Origin of the sequence: Paraburkholderia kirstenboschensis (genome assembly GCF_032806925.1) — a bacterium.
Lineage (GTDB): Bacteria > Pseudomonadota > Gammaproteobacteria > Burkholderiales > Burkholderiaceae > Paraburkholderia > Paraburkholderia kirstenboschensis.
In genome coordinates this window covers 2,814,289-2,834,295 of the sequence record NZ_CP136512.1, presented here as the reverse complement: position 1 = coordinate 2,834,295, position 20,007 = coordinate 2,814,289, and the positions used below count along the sequence as shown (strand labels likewise).

20 protein-coding genes and 2 pseudogenes are annotated in these 20,007 nt (G+C 60.3%); 12 read left to right on the top strand and 10 right to left on the bottom strand.

Annotated elements, in window-relative coordinates:
• Positions 1 to 87: 87 nt before the first annotated feature.
• Positions 88 to 408 carry a hypothetical protein gene (locus tag RW095_RS21675; protein WP_317018259.1) on the bottom strand — a complete coding sequence of 107 codons (321 nt, stop codon included), beginning with the start codon at positions 406 to 408 and terminating at the stop codon, positions 88 to 90.
• A 94-nt stretch (positions 409 to 502) separates the two neighbouring features.
• Here RW095_RS21675 and RW095_RS21670 point away from each other — a divergent pair.
• Positions 503 to 1,638 (top strand): IS3 family transposase gene (locus RW095_RS21670; RefSeq protein WP_394364999.1). Its coding sequence is split into 2 segments (ribosomal slippage): positions 503 to 767 and positions 767 to 1,638, totalling 1,137 coding nucleotides; the frame shifts between segments, so codons are not numbered across the junction.
• 203 nt (positions 1,639 to 1,841) lie between these two features.
• Here RW095_RS21670 and RW095_RS21665 read toward each other — a convergent pair.
• Positions 1,842 to 2,411: pseudogene (locus RW095_RS21665) on the bottom strand (helix-turn-helix domain-containing protein); the annotation flags it as partial.
• A 15-nt stretch (positions 2,412 to 2,426) separates the two neighbouring features.
• Here RW095_RS21665 and RW095_RS21660 point away from each other — a divergent pair.
• The gene (locus RW095_RS21660) at positions 2,427 to 2,903 is read left to right on the top strand and encodes a hypothetical protein (protein WP_317018258.1); all 477 of its coding nucleotides are present in this window, start codon (positions 2,427 to 2,429) and stop codon (positions 2,901 to 2,903) included.
• A gap of 332 nt (positions 2,904 to 3,235) precedes the next feature.
• On the opposite strand, the gene RW095_RS21655 is transcribed toward RW095_RS21660, so the two are convergent.
• The gene (locus RW095_RS21655) at positions 3,236 to 3,544 is read right to left on the bottom strand and encodes a DUF4148 domain-containing protein (protein WP_317018257.1); all 309 of its coding nucleotides are present in this window, start codon (positions 3,542 to 3,544) and stop codon (positions 3,236 to 3,238) included.
• Between the two features lie 556 nt (positions 3,545 to 4,100).
• Between RW095_RS21655 and RW095_RS21650 the strand changes: the two genes are divergently transcribed.
• Positions 4,101 to 4,238: a DUF3563 family protein gene (locus tag RW095_RS21650; protein ID WP_128587860.1), complete on the top strand. Its 138-nt coding sequence runs from the start codon at positions 4,101 to 4,103 to the stop codon at positions 4,236 to 4,238.
• 154 nt (positions 4,239 to 4,392) lie between these two features.
• A complete protein-coding gene (locus RW095_RS21645; protein ID WP_317018256.1) occupies positions 4,393 to 5,202 on the top strand; it encodes an alpha/beta fold hydrolase in 810 nt (269 codons plus the stop codon).
• Between the two features lie 52 nt (positions 5,203 to 5,254).
• On the opposite strand, the gene RW095_RS21640 is transcribed toward RW095_RS21645, so the two are convergent.
• Entirely contained in the window at positions 5,255 to 5,902 is a 648-nt protein-coding gene (locus tag RW095_RS21640; RefSeq protein ID WP_317018255.1) for a cysteine hydrolase, read from the bottom strand.
• Positions 5,903 to 6,631: 729 nt separating this feature from the next.
• Between RW095_RS21640 and RW095_RS21635 the strand changes: the two genes are divergently transcribed.
• The 4 genes from RW095_RS21635 to RW095_RS21620 all read left to right on the top strand — a co-directional run bounded on the left by RW095_RS21635 (position 6,632) and on the right by RW095_RS21620 (position 10,390).
• Positions 6,632 to 7,321, top strand: a complete 690-nt coding sequence (locus tag RW095_RS21635; protein ID WP_317018253.1) for a phosphatase PAP2 family protein — start codon at positions 6,632 to 6,634, stop codon at positions 7,319 to 7,321.
• Positions 7,322 to 7,896: 575 nt separating this feature from the next.
• Entirely contained in the window at positions 7,897 to 8,703 is an 807-nt protein-coding gene (locus tag RW095_RS21630) for a DUF4118 domain-containing protein (protein WP_317018252.1), read from the top strand.
• Positions 8,700 to 9,587, top strand: a complete 888-nt coding sequence (locus RW095_RS21625; RefSeq protein ID WP_317018251.1) for an alpha/beta hydrolase — start codon at positions 8,700 to 8,702, stop codon at positions 9,585 to 9,587. The genes RW095_RS21630 and RW095_RS21625 overlap by 4 nt, the downstream gene beginning before the upstream one ends.
• Positions 9,584 to 10,390 (top strand): MipA/OmpV family protein, encoded by an 807-nt coding sequence (locus RW095_RS21620; RefSeq protein ID WP_317018250.1) that lies wholly within the window; start codon positions 9,584 to 9,586, stop codon positions 10,388 to 10,390. Before RW095_RS21625 ends, RW095_RS21620 begins: the two co-directional genes overlap by 4 nt.
• Before the next feature lie 347 nt (positions 10,391 to 10,737).
• Here RW095_RS21620 and RW095_RS21615 read toward each other — a convergent pair whose 3' ends face one another.
• The 4 genes and pseudogenes from RW095_RS21615 to RW095_RS21600 form a co-directional block, all read right to left on the bottom strand.
• Positions 10,738 to 11,133, bottom strand: a complete 396-nt coding sequence (locus tag RW095_RS21615) for a cupin domain-containing protein (protein ID WP_317018248.1) — start codon at positions 11,131 to 11,133, stop codon at positions 10,738 to 10,740.
• Positions 11,134 to 11,177: 44 nt separating this feature from the next.
• Positions 11,178 to 11,657 carry a carboxymuconolactone decarboxylase family protein gene (locus tag RW095_RS21610; protein WP_317018247.1) on the bottom strand — a complete coding sequence of 160 codons (480 nt, stop codon included), beginning with the start codon at positions 11,655 to 11,657 and terminating at the stop codon, positions 11,178 to 11,180.
• A 143-nt stretch (positions 11,658 to 11,800) separates the two neighbouring features.
• Positions 11,801 to 12,799, bottom strand: coding sequence for a bestrophin family protein (locus RW095_RS21605; protein ID WP_317018246.1), 999 nt, complete (start codon positions 12,797 to 12,799; stop codon positions 11,801 to 11,803).
• A gap of 162 nt (positions 12,800 to 12,961) precedes the next feature.
• Positions 12,962 to 13,312, bottom strand: a pseudogene (locus RW095_RS21600) (YbhB/YbcL family Raf kinase inhibitor-like protein); the annotation flags it as partial.
• Positions 13,313 to 14,134: 822 nt separating this feature from the next.
• On the opposite strand from RW095_RS21600, the gene RW095_RS21595 reads away from it, so the two are divergent.
• Entirely contained in the window at positions 14,135 to 15,013 is an 879-nt protein-coding gene (locus tag RW095_RS21595; protein WP_317018244.1) for an ATP-grasp fold amidoligase family protein, read from the top strand.
• 54 nt (positions 15,014 to 15,067) lie between these two features.
• Here the strand turns inward: RW095_RS21595 and RW095_RS21590 are convergent, their stop codons facing one another.
• The gene (locus tag RW095_RS21590) at positions 15,068 to 15,877 is read right to left on the bottom strand and encodes a hypothetical protein (RefSeq protein WP_317018243.1); all 810 of its coding nucleotides are present in this window, start codon (positions 15,875 to 15,877) and stop codon (positions 15,068 to 15,070) included.
• A 496-nt stretch (positions 15,878 to 16,373) separates the two neighbouring features.
• Here RW095_RS21590 and RW095_RS21585 point away from each other — a divergent pair, with 496 nt between their 5' ends.
• The 3 genes from RW095_RS21585 to RW095_RS21575 all read left to right on the top strand — a co-directional run bounded on the left by RW095_RS21585 (position 16,374) and on the right by RW095_RS21575 (position 19,647).
• A complete protein-coding gene (locus tag RW095_RS21585; protein WP_317018241.1) occupies positions 16,374 to 17,375 on the top strand; it encodes a sulfonate ABC transporter substrate-binding protein in 1,002 nt (333 codons plus the stop codon).
• Positions 17,376 to 17,566: 191 nt separating this feature from the next.
• Entirely contained in the window at positions 17,567 to 18,973 is a 1,407-nt protein-coding gene (locus RW095_RS21580) for a selenium-binding protein SBP56-related protein (protein WP_317018240.1), read from the top strand.
• Positions 18,970 to 19,647, top strand: a complete 678-nt coding sequence (locus tag RW095_RS21575; RefSeq protein WP_317018239.1) for a hypothetical protein — start codon at positions 18,970 to 18,972, stop codon at positions 19,645 to 19,647. Before RW095_RS21580 ends, RW095_RS21575 begins: the two co-directional genes overlap by 4 nt.
• Before the next feature lie 103 nt (positions 19,648 to 19,750).
• Here RW095_RS21575 and RW095_RS21570 read toward each other — a convergent pair whose 3' ends face one another.
• A complete protein-coding gene (locus tag RW095_RS21570; protein ID WP_128586449.1) occupies positions 19,751 to 19,984 on the bottom strand; it encodes a DUF2795 domain-containing protein in 234 nt (77 codons plus the stop codon).
• Positions 19,985 to 20,007: the final 23 nt, after the last annotated feature.

Below are 20,007 nucleotides of genomic sequence, written 5' to 3'. Positions count from 1 at the left end.
AGACCACACAACCGCCGAGCGACGTCACGAGCAGCAATAAGAGCAGCGTTTTCATTGCAGCTTGCTTCCTGGAGTCACGCGAGACCTTCACGCCCAATGACCTTCGACCCAGCGCCAGTTCGGACCGCGCTGCACCCAGTGTCCTGGCACCCAGTGATAACCGGCGCGAACCGGCTGCCAATGACCCGGCGCCCACTCGTAACGACCGTGGTGCCAACGCCAGCGGCCTTGGTCCCAGACATAGCCCGTGCGGGGCGCGGGCATGACTTCGACGCGGGGCGGCGGTGGCGCGACAGGCGCGAGGATCACTGCCTGGGCAATGGCGGGTGCCGCCGTCAGCGCGGCAGCGCAGGTCGCCGCCACGGCGAGCATGTAGCGTCCGAAGTGAAACGGCTTTTTCGATGTCATGTCGGTTAGAGGTGGCCCCGGAGATCTGGACAGTCGGTTAGGTGGAATCGCTGGGTTCTGAAATGGGCATAATGCCTACAAAGGAAACCAGACGATGACGAAGAGAACCCGGCGCACGCACTCAGCGGCGTTCAAGGCGAAGGTGGCACTGGCAGCCGTACGCGGCGAGCGTACGCTGGCAGAATTGGCGCAGCAGTTTGAGGTTCATCCGAACCAGATCACAGAATGGAAGCGGCAGTTGCAAGAACGAGCGGCCGATGTGTTCGGCGCGGCGGGCGCGCCCGTCAATGAGCCGCCGGTGGACCTGAAGACGTTGCACGCGAAGATCGGCCAATTGGCGCTGGAGAATGATTTTTTGTCCGGCGCGCTCGGCAAGGCAGGCCTGCTGAGCGCAAAGAAATGATTGATCGTGCTCACCCCCTGCCGGTTTCCCGGCAGGTCAAGCTGGTCGGCATCAGCCGATCCAGTGCGTACTACGCGCCGAGCCCGGTCAGTGCCGCGGATCTGGCGCTCATGCGCCGCATCGACGAGTTGCACCTGGAGCACCCGTTTGCCGGCGCGCGCATGTTGATGCGCCTGCTCAAGCGAGAGGGCATAGTGGTCGGACGCAAGCACGTCGGCACGTTGATGCGCAAAATGGGCATCGAAGCGCTATATCGCAAGCCGAACTTGAGCCGCAAACATCTGGCTCACAAGATCTGGCCATACCTGCTGCGCAATCGGAAGATCGAGCGTAGCAACCAGGTGTACGCATTGGACACAACATACGTGCCTATGGCACACGGCTTCGTGTATCTCACTGCTGTGATCGATTGGGCCAGCCGCCGTGTTTTAGCGCACCGAGTCGCGATCACGATGGAAGCTGAACATGCGGTGGCAGCGCTTGAAGAAGCATTCGCGAAATATGGATTGCCTGAGATCGTCAACACCGATCAAGGCAGCCAATTCACCAGTACCGTCTTCACCGACGCGGTCCTCTCGCGCGGAATCGCCTTGTCGATGGATGGCAAGGGAAGTTGGCGGGACAACGTTTTTATCGAACGGCTGTGGCGCAGCGTGAAGTACGAAGAGATATATTTGAACGCCTATGAGTCCGTCGGCCAGGCACGGAAGTCCATCGCTAATTACCTGACGTGGTACAACCAGCAAAGGCCTCATTCAAGTCTATCGAACAAGACCCCGGATGAAGCTTACTTCGCGATGCTGCCCGCGATTAAATTGGCAGCGTGACCACCCAGCGTTCCACTTAAAAATCGAAAAAACTGTCCGAACGAACGGGGCCACCTCTGTTTCTCCCATTCACTCAGTACCGAAGCGCGGCACGGCTTCGTTTCTTCTTAAACGCCGCAGCGGGGAAAATCCGTCGGACGCTTCGAATACTCATAAGCCTCGCTGCGACAATCACCGCTGAGACGAGCCGAAACCGGTGCAACTCATGACCGTCCGTGCTGCTTGTCCAGCTCCGAGCGACGCCAGTCGGCGGGGGTCATGCCCAGATGTTGGGTGAAGGCGCGCCGGAACGCCGCGACGGATTGATAGCCGACGCGCTCGGCTACGAGTTCCGTGGAAACGCCTGGCTTTTTCAACTCATTGGCGGCCAATGCCATCCGGACATCTGTCAGGAGTTCATTGGGCGAGCGCCCCACCTTGTCCTGAAAGTGGCGAAGCAACGTCGCTCGCGACATGCTGCAAAGTTCGGACAGTTCAGACAGGGTCCACGGATAGGCCGGCTCGTTGAATATGGCCGCAAGCGCCGGAGCGAGGCGCGGATGTCCAGCGAGAGCCAGCAACCCTGTCGGCGCTTCGTCGGACTCGCCGGACATACGCAGCGCGAGCGCGAACAGCGCCGTCGACAGCGCGTTCAGCATTGCATAGCCTCCCAGCCCGTCCGCATTCGATTCCGCATGCATTAGCGCCATCAGACCTTTCAGTTGCGCAAGCGTCTCACCGTTGGACGCACCACCTGCGGCCGATGTCCGGACGACGAGCCGGGGAGGTTGCAGGCATCGGCGCCGGGTGTGTGGGCGATCGGCGAAGTCGCGGGCAGTCCGCAGTTCACGCATGTTTCGGTAGACGACTTCAGGTTAGTGCGCGACAACCTCGCGGGCGGACATCGAACGACAACCGACCGGCTGGTTCCGTACACGCTATTCACCGATCCGCCGCTCGCGCGCGTGGGCTTGAACGAAAGCGATGCGCTTCGTGACGGAATCGCGGTTCGCGTCGCGACACTCCCAATGAGCAATGTGCTGCGAACTGAAGCGACCGACGAAACTCAGGGATTCATGAAGGTACTCGTCGGCGCCAACGACGACCGTATCCTGGGATACTCGATGATCGGACCGGAAGCAGGAGAGGTAATGGCTTCGGTGCAGACGGCGATGATTGCAGAGCTTCCGTACCCGAAGCTACGCGATGCTGTCATCTCGCATCTGACGTTCGCCGAAGGTTTGGGGCCGCTTCTGTCGAAGGTACCTGCAAGGGTGGCTCAATAGCTGATCGGAGCCCGGGGCTGGACCGAGCGAGCCCGCCGAATTTGGCGGGCTCGCTCGTTATTTGCGCAGCCAGCCCGCCCGCGCCCGGACACGGTGAACGATCAGAGAAACGAGCGTCGCGGCGTGTCCGGGAACAACTTTCTTACCCGATTTGTTCGTCTAGCGCAGGGCGGATCATCGAGCAGACGTCCATAGCTTCGCCATTCCTGATGCGCATGGCCAACCCGTCAGTGGACGTACCGTATGAAGGTCCGCTCGATCTGAAGAGGTGATTGCCCGTCTGCCGTTCATAGCCTCGTCCGAGCGACCTGAACGCTATACCCGTTGGGTCCTCAACCCGACTGAGGCTGCCGGCACTCCGTCTGGAACCAGTAGTCAACCAGGCGCTGTGCCGCTTGGAGGTCGTCCGGATAGTACGGGTCATACCAGGGCGACGGGTCGTAACCCGCTTTCCTCAGGGCAGCGAGTTCGCTCTGGTGTTGCGCCATGGTCGGGGGAGCGTTTGTTCTCAGCGCTGTGAGGTCGCGGCACTCGGTGGGGGTAAGGTGCGGCCCGGTGTATGGCATGGGGGGAGCCGCGCAACCCGCGACCAGAATCGCCGTGGCGAAAAGCGTCGACCAGTTTGTCAGCAGTCTGCTCATGGTACGTGTCCTTCGGTGCAACCGCGCCAGAGGCGACGCCATGCCGCTGCGGCTGGCGTGTCTCCTCGGGTTGTTTCGTCTTTCGGGTGATGACTCCGTTATTCTGCCGGAGGATGAAGTTTCAACAGTTTCGCCGGCTATGTTGCTCTGCCATAACGCCTTGTGACTGGAGCGACAGAAGCGATGAGCAATCGGTACGCCTGGGTATCGACAAGCTGCGCTCACATTTCCCGTCGCCCGCGCGGCGGTTCGCACTGCACGCGGCCAGACTCGCAGAATCCAGATTGGCGAGCGCGACGCGCAACGAGCGAGTGTTCGTGTCATGCCGACTTTCGCATGAATTCCGTGTTGGGGACGCTACGACAGTTTCTCGCATTCGTCGCACCCAGCATTGTTCGAATCACCGCTATACAAGGCTTGCAGCGATATGGCATGGACTCTGCAATACACAGCGTCCAGCCGTAGCGCGAGCCACCGTCCATCGAACCGGATGCCGTTGCATCCCGCCCCGTTCGCGCTGGTACTCAATCGACCAGGTCGCCGACCGGAGGGCATCATGTTCATCTATCTGTTTCTCTTGCTGCAAGAGTTGCTCGACCGCGCTGAACACAGCCGTCGAGATGCGTACCTCGCATCTGCCGTCGACATGTGCGAGCTCGAACGTCGCATGCAGTCAATCGACATCGACGGCTGACTCCGATAAATGGACGCACTGTGCGCCTATCAGTTCGGATGACGGAGCAAATTTCCCGGCGTTTCGAGCATAGCCAGCTGCCGGCTTCGCACCGATAGTAGAGACTCCCCGGCACGGCATCCGTGCTCTCAACTCATCGAGTTCCAGGAACGACATGAATAGCGCCATCGCATCGCGAGTCTACTCATCTCCAACGACAGTAATCGCACTGCATTGCTCCGGCTCCGGAGCGACGCAATGGCGCAAGCTGGGCGAGGCGCTCGGCTCGCACCATGCGTTCGTCGCGCCCGAGCACTACGGGTGCGACAGCACCGGCCCGTGGAGCGGCGAGCGCGCGTTCACGCTTGCCGACGAGGCGGCGAGGACCATCGGCATCATCGACGCCGCTTGTGGCAAGGTGCATCTCGTCGGGCACTCGTATGGCGGTGGCGTGGCGTTGCGCGCGGCCGTCGAGCGGCCCGAGCGCATTGCGAGTCTGACGCTCTATGAACCGTCGGCATTTCATCTGCTGAAGGCGATGGGCACCTACGGAGTGGAAGCGCTGTCGGAAATCGTCGCGATTTCCAAGCGCACCGCCGACGGCGTGAACTGCGGCGACTATCGCGGTGCGGCCGCTTCGTTCGTCGACTACTGGAGCGGACGGGGCGCATGGGAAGCGCTGCGGCCCTCGGTGCAGGCGGCGCTCACGCGCTGGGCGCCGAAGGCGCCGCTCGACTTCCGCGCGCTCCTCGATGAACGCACGCCTGCCAGCGCGTACACGAGCCTGCGTGTGCCGGCGCTGATCATGCGCGGCGAGCATGCGCCCATCCCGACGCGGGCCATTGCCGAGCGGCTGCCCATGCTGCTGCCCGCCGCACGCCTTGCAATCGTCGAGGGCGCGGGACACATGGGGCCGCTCACGCACGCCGACAAAGTCAATGCGACGATCGCCCGGCATATCGCCGAATCAGAAGCGGCGCATTGATGAGGGAGTAAGCGACGGGGAGTCCGTCCGGGAGTTGCTGGTTCTCCGTGCGTCATTCCATTGAGGCGACAACCTCGTCGGTTGTCGCCACGCCGTGCGCGAGAAATGCGTAGTTGACCATCGCCGCTTTATATCCATCGCCCCAAACGGGGTGACGTGGTCCTGCAGTCGCATCGCTCACGACATGAACCTCGAATCCCTGTTCGAGCAGATCACGCAGATGCGATTCCACGCACATATTGGCAAGCATGCCTCCCAGTACCACCCTTCTCACTCCACGCTTGCGCAGTTGAAGGACGAGATCGTTGGTTTGCGGTCCGAAGACCTTGTGCGGGCTTACAACAACGGTCTCGCCGTCGTTGATGTAAGGCTTGAATTCGTCGAGCCAGTCAGCGCCTGATCCCTCGAAACCTTCGAGACACAATTGACCACTACGCGCAAACGTGCCGGTAGCGAATTCGTCGGACTCCAACGGTCCGTTGAATTTCCACAAGCGATCGGTCGGGAAAAAGTAATGTGGCGATATGAAGACGGGAAATCTCGCGGTCTTTGCCGCCTTGAAGATTCGCAGCATGTTTTCGACCGTCCTGTTCTCTGTCACGCTTGCTCCCACCGCGCCCCAATTCTTGCCCGACTTGCTCAGGACATCGACTTGCGGGTCGATGAACACCACGGCTGTCTCCGTACGATCAAAGGACACTTCGGACCTCCGAGATAATGCATGACGGCCCACCGGCCTTCTCCGACCAGAGCCTCCCGACCAGATTAGGAAACGAAGGGCCGGAAAGCAACGACGCTTTGATGCGGCATCCCGGTTTTGCACGCGAGCGCCGAGTGACGGGGCGCTCGATGCGTCCGCAGGTTGACCCCGCCTGCATGCTTTTAACAAGGCGATGATTAAGACTCAAACGCGGTCATTGGGATCTGGCATGCAGGTACAGTTTCCGCGACGCCTTCGCGCGTCTTTTCGAACGTGTGCAGGTAGTTGAGGTCTGCTGCCGACGACCAACGCCCGAGGCGAACCTGGCCGCGCTGGCTTCACAGTTACATCAACTTTGATCCTGAACGGTGATCGGTGATTGACACATACCGGTCCGCAGACAGCCGAATGCGGTATGAACCGCAGTGCATATTGTGGATGACACCGCATGTGAAGATGCATTGGCAAATTCACAACCAAGTTTGGGAAATGCGCCCTCAACATTAGGCATCCGCCACGTAAAGTGCCCCGGCACGTTCTAATACAATCGTGCCTCGCCGGGTCAAGGTCGGAAAGCTAGGTGGTTCTTCCCACATACCGGATTGATAACAAGGCATATAAATCGTGCACGTAACTGCGGGGGGCTGTGTCGCCCCTTGCGCAATGACGACATGGCCACCGGCTGACAAAGAACTTTGGTTACAACAAAAAGGCTAAGAGGGGTTGCCGATGAATGTCTTCGATACCGCAATCCAGACTTTTCTGACCGGCGTTGCTGCAGATCTGCCCATGCTGAACCACCCGATCAGAGTCGTTGCGGCTCTATACACATTCAAAGGTTTAGCGCTCGTAGCAGTGCTATGGTGGATCTGGTTCAAGCCCGGTCAGCGGGGTGAATGGGAACGTGAAATGGTCGTTGCGACGATCGCTAGCGCCCTGCTTGCGCTCGCAACGTTCAGACTTGTTGCCCATTTTCTACCGTTTCGGATACGCCCGGTCTATAACCCGGAGTTGCACCTGCATTTTCCATCGGATGATCTGGGTGCTGCCGTTTTGCCGACCTGGAGCTCGTTTCCGAGTGATCACGCCATGTTGTGGATGTCGGTCGCCACCGGCATCTTTCTCGTCTGGCGCGGCGTCGGCGTGCTTGCGCTACTGCACGCGGCGATCTTCATATGCCTGCCGCGCGTCTATCTCGGCTGGCACTATCCGACCGACATACTGGCGGGAGCGGCGTTCGGAGCGACCACCACGTGGACAATGACTCGAGACGCAGCCAGGACCCGTTTAGCAGTTCCGATCCTGCGATGGCTGCAAAAATCTCCGGGGCCAGCTTATACGTTGCTATTTGCTTTATGTTTTGAGCTGGTAACTCAATTCGAGGAATTACTGGCCCTCGGGCGGTTGCTTTTGAAGTAGCTCGAACAAAAGCCAGGTTGCCAATATCGTCGCCTGGGTAAACCCTCTCAATAGCGAGGACGAGCTTCTGCGCAAACATAAACGGTGGATGAATCCGAAAAAGCGCCCAGGTTCGCGCACACCGGCCCAATGCGCGTTACATCCGAAAGACGCGCGATTATGACCGCCGACGCCGGGGAACACGGTCCGTGCGGTCATCGGGGCATGGTCCGCGGCTCAACTTTTTGCATCCGAAGCCGTAAACCCACTAGGGTGCCGCAATAGACGCAGCGACGGGCGACACACAGCACGTTTGCCCGAATTTCGGAACGTACATGAATAAGCGCACTAAAAAGCGCCAGTTTGGACGTGCCCCAGGGAAACAAACTCCATTTTCTGCATGACAAGCTTGATGCCGTTAGCAATTGCGCTCCAACGGATCGAAACCGGGAGCAGCGTCTGAGAGATCTCGAATCAAACCACCGGGAAGCGCGAATGCTCTGCCCTGCAAATGGTGCAGGCTTTCGCGAGACACAGCCCTCTGAACAGAAACATCATTATTTCAACAGCGCAGCCGACGCGGCCCGTAATAGCATATGAAAGTCCGTAACGCCCGTTGCTGGGCACCCCAAGGGAAGCGGCGGTGGCTCGCCGCTGCTGCGGCGTTGGCCATCGCGAGCGCAGTACGAATGCTGCTGCATCCGTTGCTCGGGCCCGTCATGCCTGGAACCGCGTTCTGCATTGCGGCGGTGCTCGTTCAGTACCACTTCGGCCTTGCTCCGGCGCTGACCGTGATGCTGGCAGGCCTGGGCATCGCCGACTATCTGTTTGTCCCGCCGTACGTGAGCATCGCAGTCTTCGACCGGTCAGACCTGATATTGCTCGTGTCGTATCCAGTCGTCACGCTCGTGGTGATCACGTTGCTCGAAAAACTGCGCCGCGTACAGTTTCGCGCCGAACTTATCGCTGCGGTGGCGCAGTCGCGCTACGAAATGCTGCTTCGCCATGACAATGAGCGCGCGATCGCACGCCGTGCCATTGACGAAACGCATCGGCTGCTAAGGCATCTATCACACCATCACAAGACGTTCATTCTGATTCAGGCACTCGAACGTGAGCCGCTACGGCGCAACGGCGCCGGCACGACGTCCGCGCTGGCCGTCGCCGCGCACACGTTCGCCGGGTTGCCAGCGGATCTCGCGCCGGGGCCACGCCTGTCCGAGGTCGATCCTGACGATATCCGACGGCTCTCGAATGGGCTCTCGGCCGGTTCACATCGTGTGCGATTCGCCGCCGGTTCGAACCTTGCCGGAGGCGCTGCGCGCGTCGTCGACTGCATCTGCGAACAATTTACGACTCACGCGGGCGATTTCCTCGTGCTGCGCGTGGCGACCGACACATGAAATCATTAACGCAGTCCATCTTCCTCGAAGGCGGCGGACACGCGGTGCTATTGCTGCACGGCCTGTCGAGCTCGCCGCTCGAAATGCGCTATCTCGGGCGGTTCCTGCACGACGAGGGCTTCACGGTGTGTGCCCCAGTGCTCAATGGATACAGCGCGGGCACTGGCGGCGAGACAATGGAACACTGGCTTGACGCCGCAACCAGTGAATTCGATGCGCTCGCCGCACGATTCGATCGGGTCTCCATCTGTGGATTGTCGATCGGCGCGGCTCTCGCGCTCGCACTCGCTCATCGACGCCCGCAGGCGCAGGCGGTAGTGCTGCTGTCGCTCACGCTCGCCTACAACGGCTGGGCCATTCCCTGGTACCGCTTTCTCCTCGGATGGGCTTACTACACGCCCTTACGCTCGCGCTGGCACTACCGCGAGTCGGAACCCTATGGCCTGCGCAACGAAGCGCTGCGTGCGAAAATCGCGCGCTCAATGCAGCGCTCGAATTTCAGCGAGGTCGGTCCTTCGACGATTGCATTGCCCGCGTTGCATGAGGCGAGCCGCCTAGCATCGCTCGTCCGCTCGCAGATTCGCGGTATCCGCAACGATTGCCTCGTCATACACGCGATCGACGACGAAACGTCGAGCCCGCGTACCGCCCAATCCGCCGCATTGGCGCTTGGTTCGAGCTTTCTGCGCACCATCTATCTCGACAATTCGTACCACATGATCACATCGGACAACGAACGCGAGATCGTTGCACGCGAAACGGCATCGTTTCTGCGCGAGAGCGAAGCCGCTTCGGGATCTGGAGAACTGCGCAGCCCCGTTGTATCGAAAGCGCTCGCGCGCCGCTTGCGGCAGCTTGCTGCCATCGGCAAGGATGACGCATGAAAGCGCGGACGTTCACGCACCGAACCGTGGGCGCCGCAGCGCTCGCGATATCGTTGGCGGGCTTCCTGCCCGCTTCGACCGCGCGCGCAGCCGACGCAACAGCTGCCGCCGGTGACGGCAAATGGAAAGTGGCGCTCGGGCCGGGCGTCGTCGTGACGCCGGAGTCGCCCGGCTCGCGGCATACGAGGGTGTTCCCATTCCCTTCGCTCGATATCTCCTACGATGACCGGTTCTTCTCGCAGGGGCCGGACGTGCTGGGCGTCAATGCGCTGCGCGGTACGAACTATCACGTCGGCGCGGCGCTGAGTTTCGATTTCCAGTCACGCAACGAGAAGGACGATCCGCATCTGCACGGTCTGGGCAACGTGCATGGCGGCCCGAAACTCAAACTGTTCGCTGACTATACGGTCTGGATGTTCACGGGCTCCGTCGCCCTGTATCAGGACATTGCAGCGCACGGCCAAGGCAAAACCGTTCCGGTGGACCTGCTTGCGTCGGTGCCTGTTGGAAGCTGTCTTTTCTCTATTGGCCCGGGCTTTACGTGGGCCGATGCGCTATACACGCGGACGTTCTTCGGCGTGTCGAGCCAGCAAAGCGCGGCATCCGGACTGCCGGTCTACAGAACCGGTTCCGGCATTCGGGATGTTCATCTGAACGGCTACGTCAGCTACGACTTCTCAAAGCACTGGGTAGGCTCAGTCGCAGTCACTGTCGGGCGACTGCAGCACTATGCGGCGGCGAGCCCGATCACTGAGCGCCGCAGCGAACTCAATACTTTGGCGTCGGTCAACTACCGCTTCTAGGTTGTGCGGGGGTCGAAAAACAATGTGCGTGCCGCAAAGCCTATTTTGTTCCGATGCCGGCCTGAGAACGAAGCACACCGTCGCCCGCCCATGGGCGCTGCTTCGCCAGTAGATGCGCAATGATTCGAGTTGATGCGTGCTGAATTGCCTGGCCATGTGCATTGCAGCCGCATCATATGCAAATGACGACGGGAACGTTGCCCGATGCTCCGCCCGCGCGAGCGCCTGAACGATGCGCCTCAGTTCCTGTAGAACCGTCTCGTGGTACGCACATAGGACCGCGCATCGCCTTATGAAGCCGTCCGCGGCGGCTCTTTGCCGAGCACGCCGCGAGTACTACGTATGAGTTACTTCACCGGCACGAGAACAGGCGCGTTCTGCTCCTTCAACAACAGAACGAGAAACTTCGCTGGTTGCGTCGCGCTGGCGTTGCGGCCGACCGTATGCACGTCGTTCGGGCCTTCATAGAAGGTCTGTCCGGGTGTGAGCGTGACTTCCTTGCCGCCCTTCACAGCCATCACGATCGTGCCTTCCAGCACGTAGATGAAGCCGTGCGCGCGATGCACGTGCACCGGATCGGCGGCGCCCGGCGGATAGACGACCGTGAGCATCAGCGCTTCCTTGCCCGGATAATCCGCTAGCGGCTTCTCCATCAAGGGCGTGACAACAGCGTCGGGCGCGGCGTGAGCCGCTTGCGCGAGACACGCCGCCGCGATCATCGCAAGCTTTCTGAATTCAGGCATGATGTGCTCCGTGTTGCTGCAGATGAGCGGCTACGATTCGTCGCTCAGGCCAGATTGGCCTTTCCGAGTCCGAATGCCGCGTCCGACGATCCCGGCACAGTCCTGAACGCCACATTAACGCGGTTCCAGCCGTTGATCGCCATCACTTGAAACGTCAGGTTCGACAGTTCCTGGTCCGTGAACTGCGTGCGCACGTGTTCGAAAATGTCATCGGGCACGCCGTCTTCCGGCAACTTCGTCAAAATCTCCGTCCATGCGAGGGCTGCGCGTTCACGCGGAGAAAACAGCGTCGACTCGCGCCAGATCGCCACGTGATGCAGGCGCAATTCGCGCTCGCCGTGAATCTTCGCCTCCTTCACGTGCATGTCGACGCAAAAGCCGCAGCCGTTCATTTGCGATGCGCGCAGCGACACCAGTTCGCAGATCGACGTTTCGATACCGGTCTCTTTCACCGCGAGGCCGAACGCGACGAACTTCTTGAACAGTTCGGGCGATTGCTGCACATAGTTGATGCGTTGAGTCATGGTTGCTCCAGCGAGGATGAAACCAGTGCGCACGGGCCGCGCACCGGGGCCGGCGATATGCCGTAAGCAACCATCGTAGTCTTCGCGGCAGGCAATCGGAAGCTATGCTGCGCGCCTCACTCTGTTGTCCTTAAGACACCAATCTAGAGGGCGATGACCTGCGGCGCCGCATGCTCGACAGGCTCTCCGAGCATCCAGCGCAGATCGCGCTCCATCGCGGCGCACAGCGTGGAAATAGGGACGTCGTTCGCACTTCCCTCGAAGGGGTTCTCGGTGCTTTCGCCCACCTGCGCGAGCGACGTGTACATCCACGAAACCATTACGCTGCAAGGGACAACGAGCCAGATCATGTTGCCGTGCATGGGTCCGCTTGCGCCGCTATTGAGTTTGTCGAACTCCTGCAGCAGACCGAACGGAAACAGAAAGCAGAAAAACCGCACGAACAACGCGCTGATCGTCGCGTATTGGCGAGGGTAAGGGAAGTTTTTCAGGCGCTCGGCTTTCGCCTGAAGCGCGATGAAATCGCCAGTCACCCGCTGAAGTTCGAAATAGAACGACAGGTTCAGATGCTCACCGTGATGCAGTGACTTAAGGCAATCGCTTTGCATGCTCAATATGGCTGTCGTCGCCGAGGGCGATGCCAGCGCGCGCGCACTTTCCGAGCTGGAAAGATAGTTCGTCAGAACGTCTTCGATTGCTGTTTCCCATTCGGGGACATGATAGTGACGCCGGTACTCGAGATTGAAGCGCCGGGTCATGCTTTCCCAGATACGAGGGCTACGCAATTCGTATCGCAATGCGGTGAGCCACGCGAGATGCCGGCAGATCAGTTCGCGGCTGGTGTTTCGTTCAGAGGGAAACGCGCACGCCAGTTGCCCCCACTTGCGGCTCGCGCCGACAATCTCGGTCCAGACGTCCTGTGCCTCCATTGCACGGTTATACGTCTGCACGTTCTTGAAGCCCACGATGAAGGACGTCGCCGTACCCAGCAGTACGACGATAGTGAACGGCACCGAAAGCCACGTCATCGACGCGTACTTGTAGAGAATCACGGGCACCGAGCCGCAAATGACGAGTGCGTAGGTCTGCCTTCGTGTCCAGATGAGGAACTCGGTGAGGCGATATGATTTACCAAGGTGCATGTCGTGTGTGGGACGTTCGATTAAATAAGGTCTGCTCGAATGACGGCACTCTCACAAGACGTTTGATGCTGCGTCGTGTGACACTGACACAAGAATTTTTCGTTCGATGACCGAAGGCGCATGGCGGAAGACCGCATGACAATCTCCCGCCGAAGTCCACGGTTACTCCGCCGAACGGTGATACCGCGCGACAAAGCGCGCCTGCCCAATGACCTTGCCATGCATCTGGTAAGCGACGAGCGCCGGACTCGACGCCGCTTTCACATCGATGGCCGGCACAGTGAGCGCCGAAACCGTGACGACATATCGATGCGATTCGCCTTGTGGCGGGCACGGTCCACCGTATTTCGAGTCGCCGAAGTCGGTCAGGGTTTCGACAGCACCCGCCGGCAGCAGGCTTGCATTACCGGACGCGCCCTTTTCGATCGACGTCTGCGACGGCGCAATGTTGGCCACTGCCCAATGCGTCCAGCCGAGGCCGCCCGTGGGCGCATCGGGGTCGTGGATAGTGACTGACCGAATGCCGGGCATATCCCACTGGACTACTAACGATGCAAAGTGAGCGCGTAGAGATGGCCCGTCGTTATGGAAGCATGCATATCGGGCTGTTCAGTCCAACGTCGGATTTACTGCACGCAGCGCCTCCGTCGAGACGAATTGTAGGATCGGGCTTTAATTGCCAGTAGAGGGCTCGCGGCGATCACCATGTTGTCCGCAGGACAACAATGATCAGGCTATTGATATTTCTACTGACTCGTCCTGCCTTGCGACGAACTCAAAGCCGCGCGGCGGACATATTGAGCATGGTCTGCCTGCCGTGGCGGCTGAAGCGCAGTATCGGCGAACGGATGTGGCAGATTTTTGACCGAAGGCGACACCGCGAAATCTGCGATATGCTGAATTCGCGCCTCTGGAAGCTCGGATTGGGGAACCACAGAAGCCGGACCGCCCGCGCTGCCGAGCGCAACCCGACGGAAATACTTGTGGATCATTGATTGGACGCCGACCGCATTGTGCGAATCACACAACCAAATTAGCCGATATCTCTACGATTTGCGCCACTAGCTTTCGAGCGGCCTTCTCCGGGCTATGCTGAACCACCTCGCCGCTTTCGCTATTTCACAAAGTGGGCGGGCGTCTGAGTATGACAATTGGATGCCAGGACACCTGATCCATTGCTAACCGGTCCAGTCGCAAGCCTGGCGGCGCAATGGACTTATCGTGCGCGGCCTGCCCGAACGAAAACAGGCAGGTTCGCGCATGCGACCGGTTGCGGCCACTGACCGACCTATCGCGTTGGCTCATAACTGTGTGCCCTATATTCGGAGAGAGACCATGTGGCAGCCGTCCAGTGCGATTCTTCAATTGATGAAGGACAACGCAAAACAATTGCTTCCCGATGCGCTTTTCCTGAGCCTGCTGCATCGGAAGCATATCGGGCGCTTTCCGAAACTGTTCCGTCCCACGACATTCAACGAGAAAATCCTGCAGCGCAGCTTACGGCCAGACCCGCGATATGCCGCCCTGACCGATAAATTGGCCGTGAGAGACTATGTGAAGGCGAAAGTCGGCGAACGGCATCTGGTCCCACTGATCTCGTCGCCTGACGTTTTCACGCGGACGGTCTTCGATACGCTGCCCGACTCCTTTGTCATGAAGGCCAATCATGGCAGCAGTTTTGTTGAGATCGTGCAGGACAAGTCGAAAGTCAGTTTCGAGGAACTGCAGACCTTGGCAAATCGCTGGATGTCTACCGACTTCTACCGGATTGCAAGGGAACGTCATTATCGGCAAATCCGGCCACGTATTTTCTTCGAAGCACTTCTTCTTGACGAGCATCGCCAGATTCCAGCTGACTACAAGGTTCACTGCTTCGGCGGAAAATCCGGACGACCGATGATGTATATCGTCGTCATCTCGGATCGGTTCGGCACTAACACGCGTGGAGACGTGTTCGACGTTCATTGGAATCATCTTGACGTGGGCATCGGCCCGTATGCCCGCAGCGCGACGCCGCCGCCGCCTCCGGAGAATCTGAATTCCATACTGGGCATGGCCGCCGTGCTGGCCGAAGACTTCAACTATGTTCGTGTCGATCTGTATGCGCCGGGCAATGCGGTGTACTTTGGCGAACTCACTTTCACTCCAGGGGCTGGGGTGGTCCCCATGAGGCCCGATCGGGTCGATTTCGAGTGGGGCCGGCTTCTAACGTAACGCTTCCTTAGCCGATAAAACCACTCGCACGATCGATTCGGAATTCAATTCCACCTATTCGGGACTTTGATCGTCGAACGCGTTCCGAGCCTGGGTTACCGGAAGCCTGGCACGCTCGGACGGCGCGGAATTCCGGTGATGAGCCCACTCGCGCAGTCTATCCAGTGTGCCGCCCGAATGCGGATTGGCAAAATGAAACAGGACGGTTGACCTCACACTATGCGGCAGGCACGCCTGGTTCGCGTGGAGCGATCGCATTCCCCAGAAAAAATACATATTGCCGGGCTCCAGTGGCAAGACGCGTGCGCCGAGCGCACGCTGCACCGTCTCGCGCGCGAGTACCGAGCGCGTCAGTGAGTTCTGCACTAGTGCTTTTTCGGCCAGATTGATCACCGACGAAGACCGGACCCTGCGCAGGTTCGGATACATCACGAGGTCGCCGCGCGGTTCGTTCGGGCCGTTTGGAATGACCAGCGGCAACAGCGCGGTGACGACATAGGTGTCGTAGTGAAACAGGTTCGATGCCTTCAGTCCTAAATCACCCGACAGCACGCGAAGCGCGGCGACGATGTCGATGTCCGGTGCGGCTTTCCCTGTGCCGCGCCGGTACAGCCCGGCGAGTATGCGCCGCAGGTGCGGAGATTGCCCGAACGTCGCGAGGGGTGAGGCGTCGAGCCACGGGCGTCCGGCGTAAATGAAATGCTGACGCTGATGCTTGTCCAGTTCACGCTGCACATAGTCGCTCGCAATTGCAATGTCATCTGGCGAGAGGACATCCTGAAGTGCGCTGATGCCGACTGCATTCATCTCCCGGCTCAATGCGTCGAGCCTTTCGTCGGTCACCTGCTTCAATCTGGAGTCCAAAGCTTGATTCGGGGCACTTTCCATAGCTCCTCATGCGGTGTTGTCGCAGAATGGATGGTGGTTTCGTCCAGGGAATCGCCGGCTGCTGCCACAGTTTGTCATGGGCCGATTACCGCGTTATGTGCGGTGGACCATATGCCGTTGCATGACCGTCCTGATTCACCGCGACCTGCCCGCCTTATCGACAGCGCAGTCCTGAAGCAAATACTCGATGAAGCCCGACTGCGCCGCCGTCCCGAACCAATCGCCGCGCATCGTTTAACCCATCGCACGGCCGGCCTCTGGCGCCTTCAGTTCCAGTGCGGCCATTTCGCTGTCCGGATAAGCCTCGGGAATCTGCGAACGAGACAACAGCGTCGAGACCCCACACCGTGCAATTCGAAGCTCGCGTCTATTCCATCTCCCGTCATTTGCTTAAGGCGAAAGATCGGTTCGTCAACTTCGCACCCGCAGGTAGGATGGCTCGCCAGACGCATCTCTAACCTTCCCGACTGCCATGTCCACGATAACGACACGATCCAATCGCCGCGCATTTCTCAAGCTTTCCGCCGGCGCTGCCGCCGCTGCGGCAGCCGCAGTGGCCGCGCCGCTTTCTCTTGCACAAACACCGGCTCCGGGGGCACAAGCGGGCGCGCCGCGCGCTTTGCGGATCGGCAATCAGAAAGGCTATCTGAATCTGCTGAAGGGGCGCGGCACCCTCGAAAAACGGCTGGCGCCGCTAAACGTATCGGTGAGCTGGACTGAATTCGCCGCGGGCCCCGTGCAACTGGAAGCGCTAAACGTAGGCTCGATCGACTTCGGCGATGTCGGCGAAGCGCCGCCGATCTTCGCGCAGGCGGCCGGCGCGCCGCTCGCTTATGTGGCAGCGACGGTTCCGCGACCGCAATCCGAAGCCGTGCTGGTACCGCCGGGTTCGCAAATCCGTTCAATAGCGGATCTGAAGGGCAAGAAGATTGCGCTTAACCGCGGCAGCAATGTCCACTACTTTCTCGTCAAGCTGCTGCGTCAGCATGGCTTGCAGTACGCCGACGTGAACGTTGCTTTTCTCGCTCCCGCCGACGCACGCGCTGCGTTCGAGCGCGCGTCCATCGACGCATGGGTGATCTGGGACCCCTTCTTTGCCGCCGCGCAGAAGTCGCTCGGTGCGCGTGTGCTGGCGGATGCCAGCGGCGTCGTGGGCAATCGCGGTTATTACTTCTCGTCGCAGAGTTATGTAGCGAAGAATCCCGACGTGATACGGATCGTGATCGAGGAGATCGAAAAGGTGGATCAATGGGGCAGCCTGAACAAGGACCAACTGTCGAGCGAACTGGCACAGTTGTGGGGATTGCCGAAACCGGTCGTGGATGTCGTGGTGGCCCGTCAGCAATTCGGTACGGAGCGGATCACTCGCGCCATTCTCGGCGAGCAGCAGCAGATCGCGGATGCGTTTCTCGACCTGGGATTGATCCCCAAACACGTCGACGTGCTGAGGGCCGGCCCGCCGAACCTCGCGTAGAGAACCCAGCGCGGACGTCCGATGTCCGCCGACGAAGCACTTAAGGCGCTGCGACGCACAACGCTGGCGATGTCGGCGCCAGCAAGCTCCATGAAAGTTCCGGTTGCTCTCGGCGCCGCGGTGAACTACATCTAAAGCCGGAGCGCCTTCGGCGCTAAGCCCGCGCCCGATCAGACAGAGGAGAAGCCGTCATGGGTATGCGCCCCGATCCCACGTTCCACGCGTCGCCGAAACTTGCAATGGATGCGCCCGCCGAAGAATACGCGTACACGCTCCTGCTCAGCCCCGATTTTTCGCAGCCCGACGCGCTCGCCGTTATCGACGTCAAGCCCGGCTCGCCGACTTACAGCCAGGTGGTCCACACAGTGCCGGTGCCGAACAAGGGCGACGAATTCCATCATTTCGGCTGGAATGCGTGTTCTTCGGCGCTGTCGCCGCTGACCGGCCATGCCTTCCTGGAGCGGCGCTTTCTGATCATTCCGGGGATGCGCTCGTCGCGTATTTATATCGTCGATACGAAGCCGCATCCGACGCAGGCACGGATTCACAAGATCATCGAGCCCGAGGAAATCTTTCGCAAGACGGGTTACTCGCGTCCGCACACGGTTCATTGCGGCCCGGAGGGCATTTACGTCAGTACGCTCGGCGGCGCGGGGCCGGACGGCACCGACGGGCCGCCGGGCATCTTCATCATGGACTGCGAAACGCTCGACGTGCTCGGCCGCTGGGAAATCGACCGCGGGCCGCAGGAGAAACATTACGATTTCTGGTGGAATCTGCCGCGCGACTACATGGTGTCGAGCGAATGGGCGTTGCCACCGCAGTTCGAGAACGGCATCGTGCCCGAGGATCTTCTGTCGAACAAATACGGCCACGCAGTCCACTTCTGGGATCTGCGCGCCCGGCGCAATGTGCAGACCATAGACCTCGGCGCGAATCATCAGATGGCGCTCGAAGTGCGTCCCGCTCACGATCCAAGCCGCGAGTATGGCTTTATCGGCGTGGTGGTCGACACGACCAATCTCGAAGGCTCAATCTGGACATGGTGGCGCGAAGGCGGCCAGTTCCACATCGAGAAGACGGCGACCATTCCGCCGGAGCCGGCCGACGCGGCGTCGCTGCCGCCGTTGCTGCAGGGGTTCGGCGCGGTGCCGCCGCTCGTCACCGACATCGATCTTTCCATCGACGACAAATTTCTCTACGTCGCCTGCTGGGGCACCGGCGAAATGCGCCAGTACGACGTGACGGAGCCGCGCAAGCCGAAGCTCGCCGGTTCGGTTCATCTCGGCGGGATCGTGCGGCGCACGCCGCATCCGAATGGCGAGGCCTTTGCCGGCGGACCGCAGATGGTCGAGATCAGCCGCGACGGCAAGCGCGTGTACTGGACCAACTCGCTCTACTCGACGTGGGACAACCAGTTCTATCCGAACGGCGTGCCTGCGGCGCAGGTCATGGCGCACGCCGATCCTGGCGGCGGCCTGACGCTGGCCGACGATTTCTGGGTGAAGTTTCCCGATGGCTACCGCGCGCACCAGATACGCCTCGAAGGAGGAGACTGCTCGACGGATTCGTTCTGCTACCCGTCGGTGGGCACTTGAGCGGCGGCTGGTCGCAGACCGGCCTCTGGCTCGCGGTCGTCGCAAGCGGTTGCTATCACGGTGCCAATCCGGCGATGGGCTGGCCGCTTGCGGTGTCGAACGCCCTGATGCAACGGCGCTCGCATGCGCTCTTCACCGCTCTTTTCTATCTCGCGGCCGGACATGTGCTGGCGATCTTTGTGATGGTGATGCCGTTTGCCATGCTCGCCGCCGTATTCGCATGGCAGCGCGAAATCCAGACTGGCGCAAGCGTCCTCGTGCTAGGTTTCGGCGTTGTCCTGCTGATCTGGCGACGGCATCCGCGTGTGCTCGCCCGGATCGCGCCGTCGCGGCTCGCGCTGTGGTCCTTCGCGATAGCGATTGCGCACGGCGCTGGGCTGATGCTCGTGCCGATCTACCTGGGCCTTTGCCGCGCCGACGATGCCGACCGGGCGCACCAGGCTGCGCAGACATTGATGCAAGAGCGGTTCGGCATGGCGCTGCTGGTCTCCGGCGTGCATGCCGCCGCGATGGTGCTCGCCGGCGGACTGATCGCGTGGCTCGTGTATCGCTATCTAGGGCTCAAGTTCGTGTCGCGCAGCTGGTTCAACCTGGGCGCCGTGTGGGCGTTTAGTTTCATTCTCGTCGGCACCCTTGCACTGGTGCTCAATTCTGGCGATTTGCCTGGTTCATAACGACACTGGGCTTCGACAGCGGGAAGCCCGGTCAGGGCGTTCACGTCAATCGCGTGCGAAGCCAGCACGAGCCGCCGCGATCTGCTAAAGCATGTTAACAGCGCTACTCGACGTTCGATGCCTCCCGAACGACAGCCGAGACGCTGTCGAAATTGCGGTCGCCCATTCTCTTAAGGACGGCTAACACCTCGCCGTCGACGCCCTTGCGCTGCGCAAACTCGACCAGTTTGTCACGCGTAGTGGGAAACGCGGCGCCCTCGAGCGCGCGTGTAATTTCTTCCAGTGGCGGTTGGTCGGGGTGGCGGTGGTTCTGCGAACGAGCCGGATGCTGAGCCATATTCATCTCCTTGCCGGTTGAGA

What these genes read in the sequence shown, in the direction of transcription:
- RW095_RS21650 (WP_128587860.1), top strand. Translation starts at nt 4,101, where the DNA reads ATGTTCATCTATCTGTTTCTCTTGCTGCAAGAGTTGCTCGACCGCGCT.
- RW095_RS21615 (WP_317018248.1), bottom strand. Translation starts at nt 11,133, where the DNA reads ATGCCTGAATTCAGAAAGCTTGCGATGATCGCGGCGGCGTGTCTCGCG.
- RW095_RS21580 (WP_317018240.1), top strand. Translation starts at nt 17,567, where the DNA reads ATGGGTATGCGCCCCGATCCCACGTTCCACGCGTCGCCGAAACTTGCA.
- RW095_RS21630 (WP_317018252.1), top strand. Translation starts at nt 7,897, where the DNA reads ATGAAAGTCCGTAACGCCCGTTGCTGGGCACCCCAAGGGAAGCGGCGG.
- RW095_RS21585 (WP_317018241.1), top strand. Translation starts at nt 16,374, where the DNA reads ATGTCCACGATAACGACACGATCCAATCGCCGCGCATTTCTCAAGCTT.
- RW095_RS21625 (WP_317018251.1), top strand. Translation starts at nt 8,700, where the DNA reads ATGAAATCATTAACGCAGTCCATCTTCCTCGAAGGCGGCGGACACGCG.
- RW095_RS21675 (WP_317018259.1), bottom strand. Translation starts at nt 408, where the DNA reads ATGACATCGAAAAAGCCGTTTCACTTCGGACGCTACATGCTCGCCGTG.
- RW095_RS21655 (WP_317018257.1), bottom strand. Translation starts at nt 3,544, where the DNA reads ATGAGCAGACTGCTGACAAACTGGTCGACGCTTTTCGCCACGGCGATT.
- RW095_RS21595 (WP_317018244.1), top strand. Translation starts at nt 14,135, where the DNA reads ATGTGGCAGCCGTCCAGTGCGATTCTTCAATTGATGAAGGACAACGCA.
- RW095_RS21620 (WP_317018250.1), top strand. Translation starts at nt 9,584, where the DNA reads ATGAAAGCGCGGACGTTCACGCACCGAACCGTGGGCGCCGCAGCGCTC.
- RW095_RS21635 (WP_317018253.1), top strand. Translation starts at nt 6,632, where the DNA reads ATGAATGTCTTCGATACCGCAATCCAGACTTTTCTGACCGGCGTTGCT.
- RW095_RS21570 (WP_128586449.1), bottom strand. Translation starts at nt 19,984, where the DNA reads ATGGCTCAGCATCCGGCTCGTTCGCAGAACCACCGCCACCCCGACCAA.
- RW095_RS21610 (WP_317018247.1), bottom strand. Translation starts at nt 11,657, where the DNA reads ATGACTCAACGCATCAACTATGTGCAGCAATCGCCCGAACTGTTCAAG.
- RW095_RS21645 (WP_317018256.1), top strand. Translation starts at nt 4,393, where the DNA reads ATGAATAGCGCCATCGCATCGCGAGTCTACTCATCTCCAACGACAGTA.
- RW095_RS21605 (WP_317018246.1), bottom strand. Translation starts at nt 12,799, where the DNA reads ATGCACCTTGGTAAATCATATCGCCTCACCGAGTTCCTCATCTGGACA.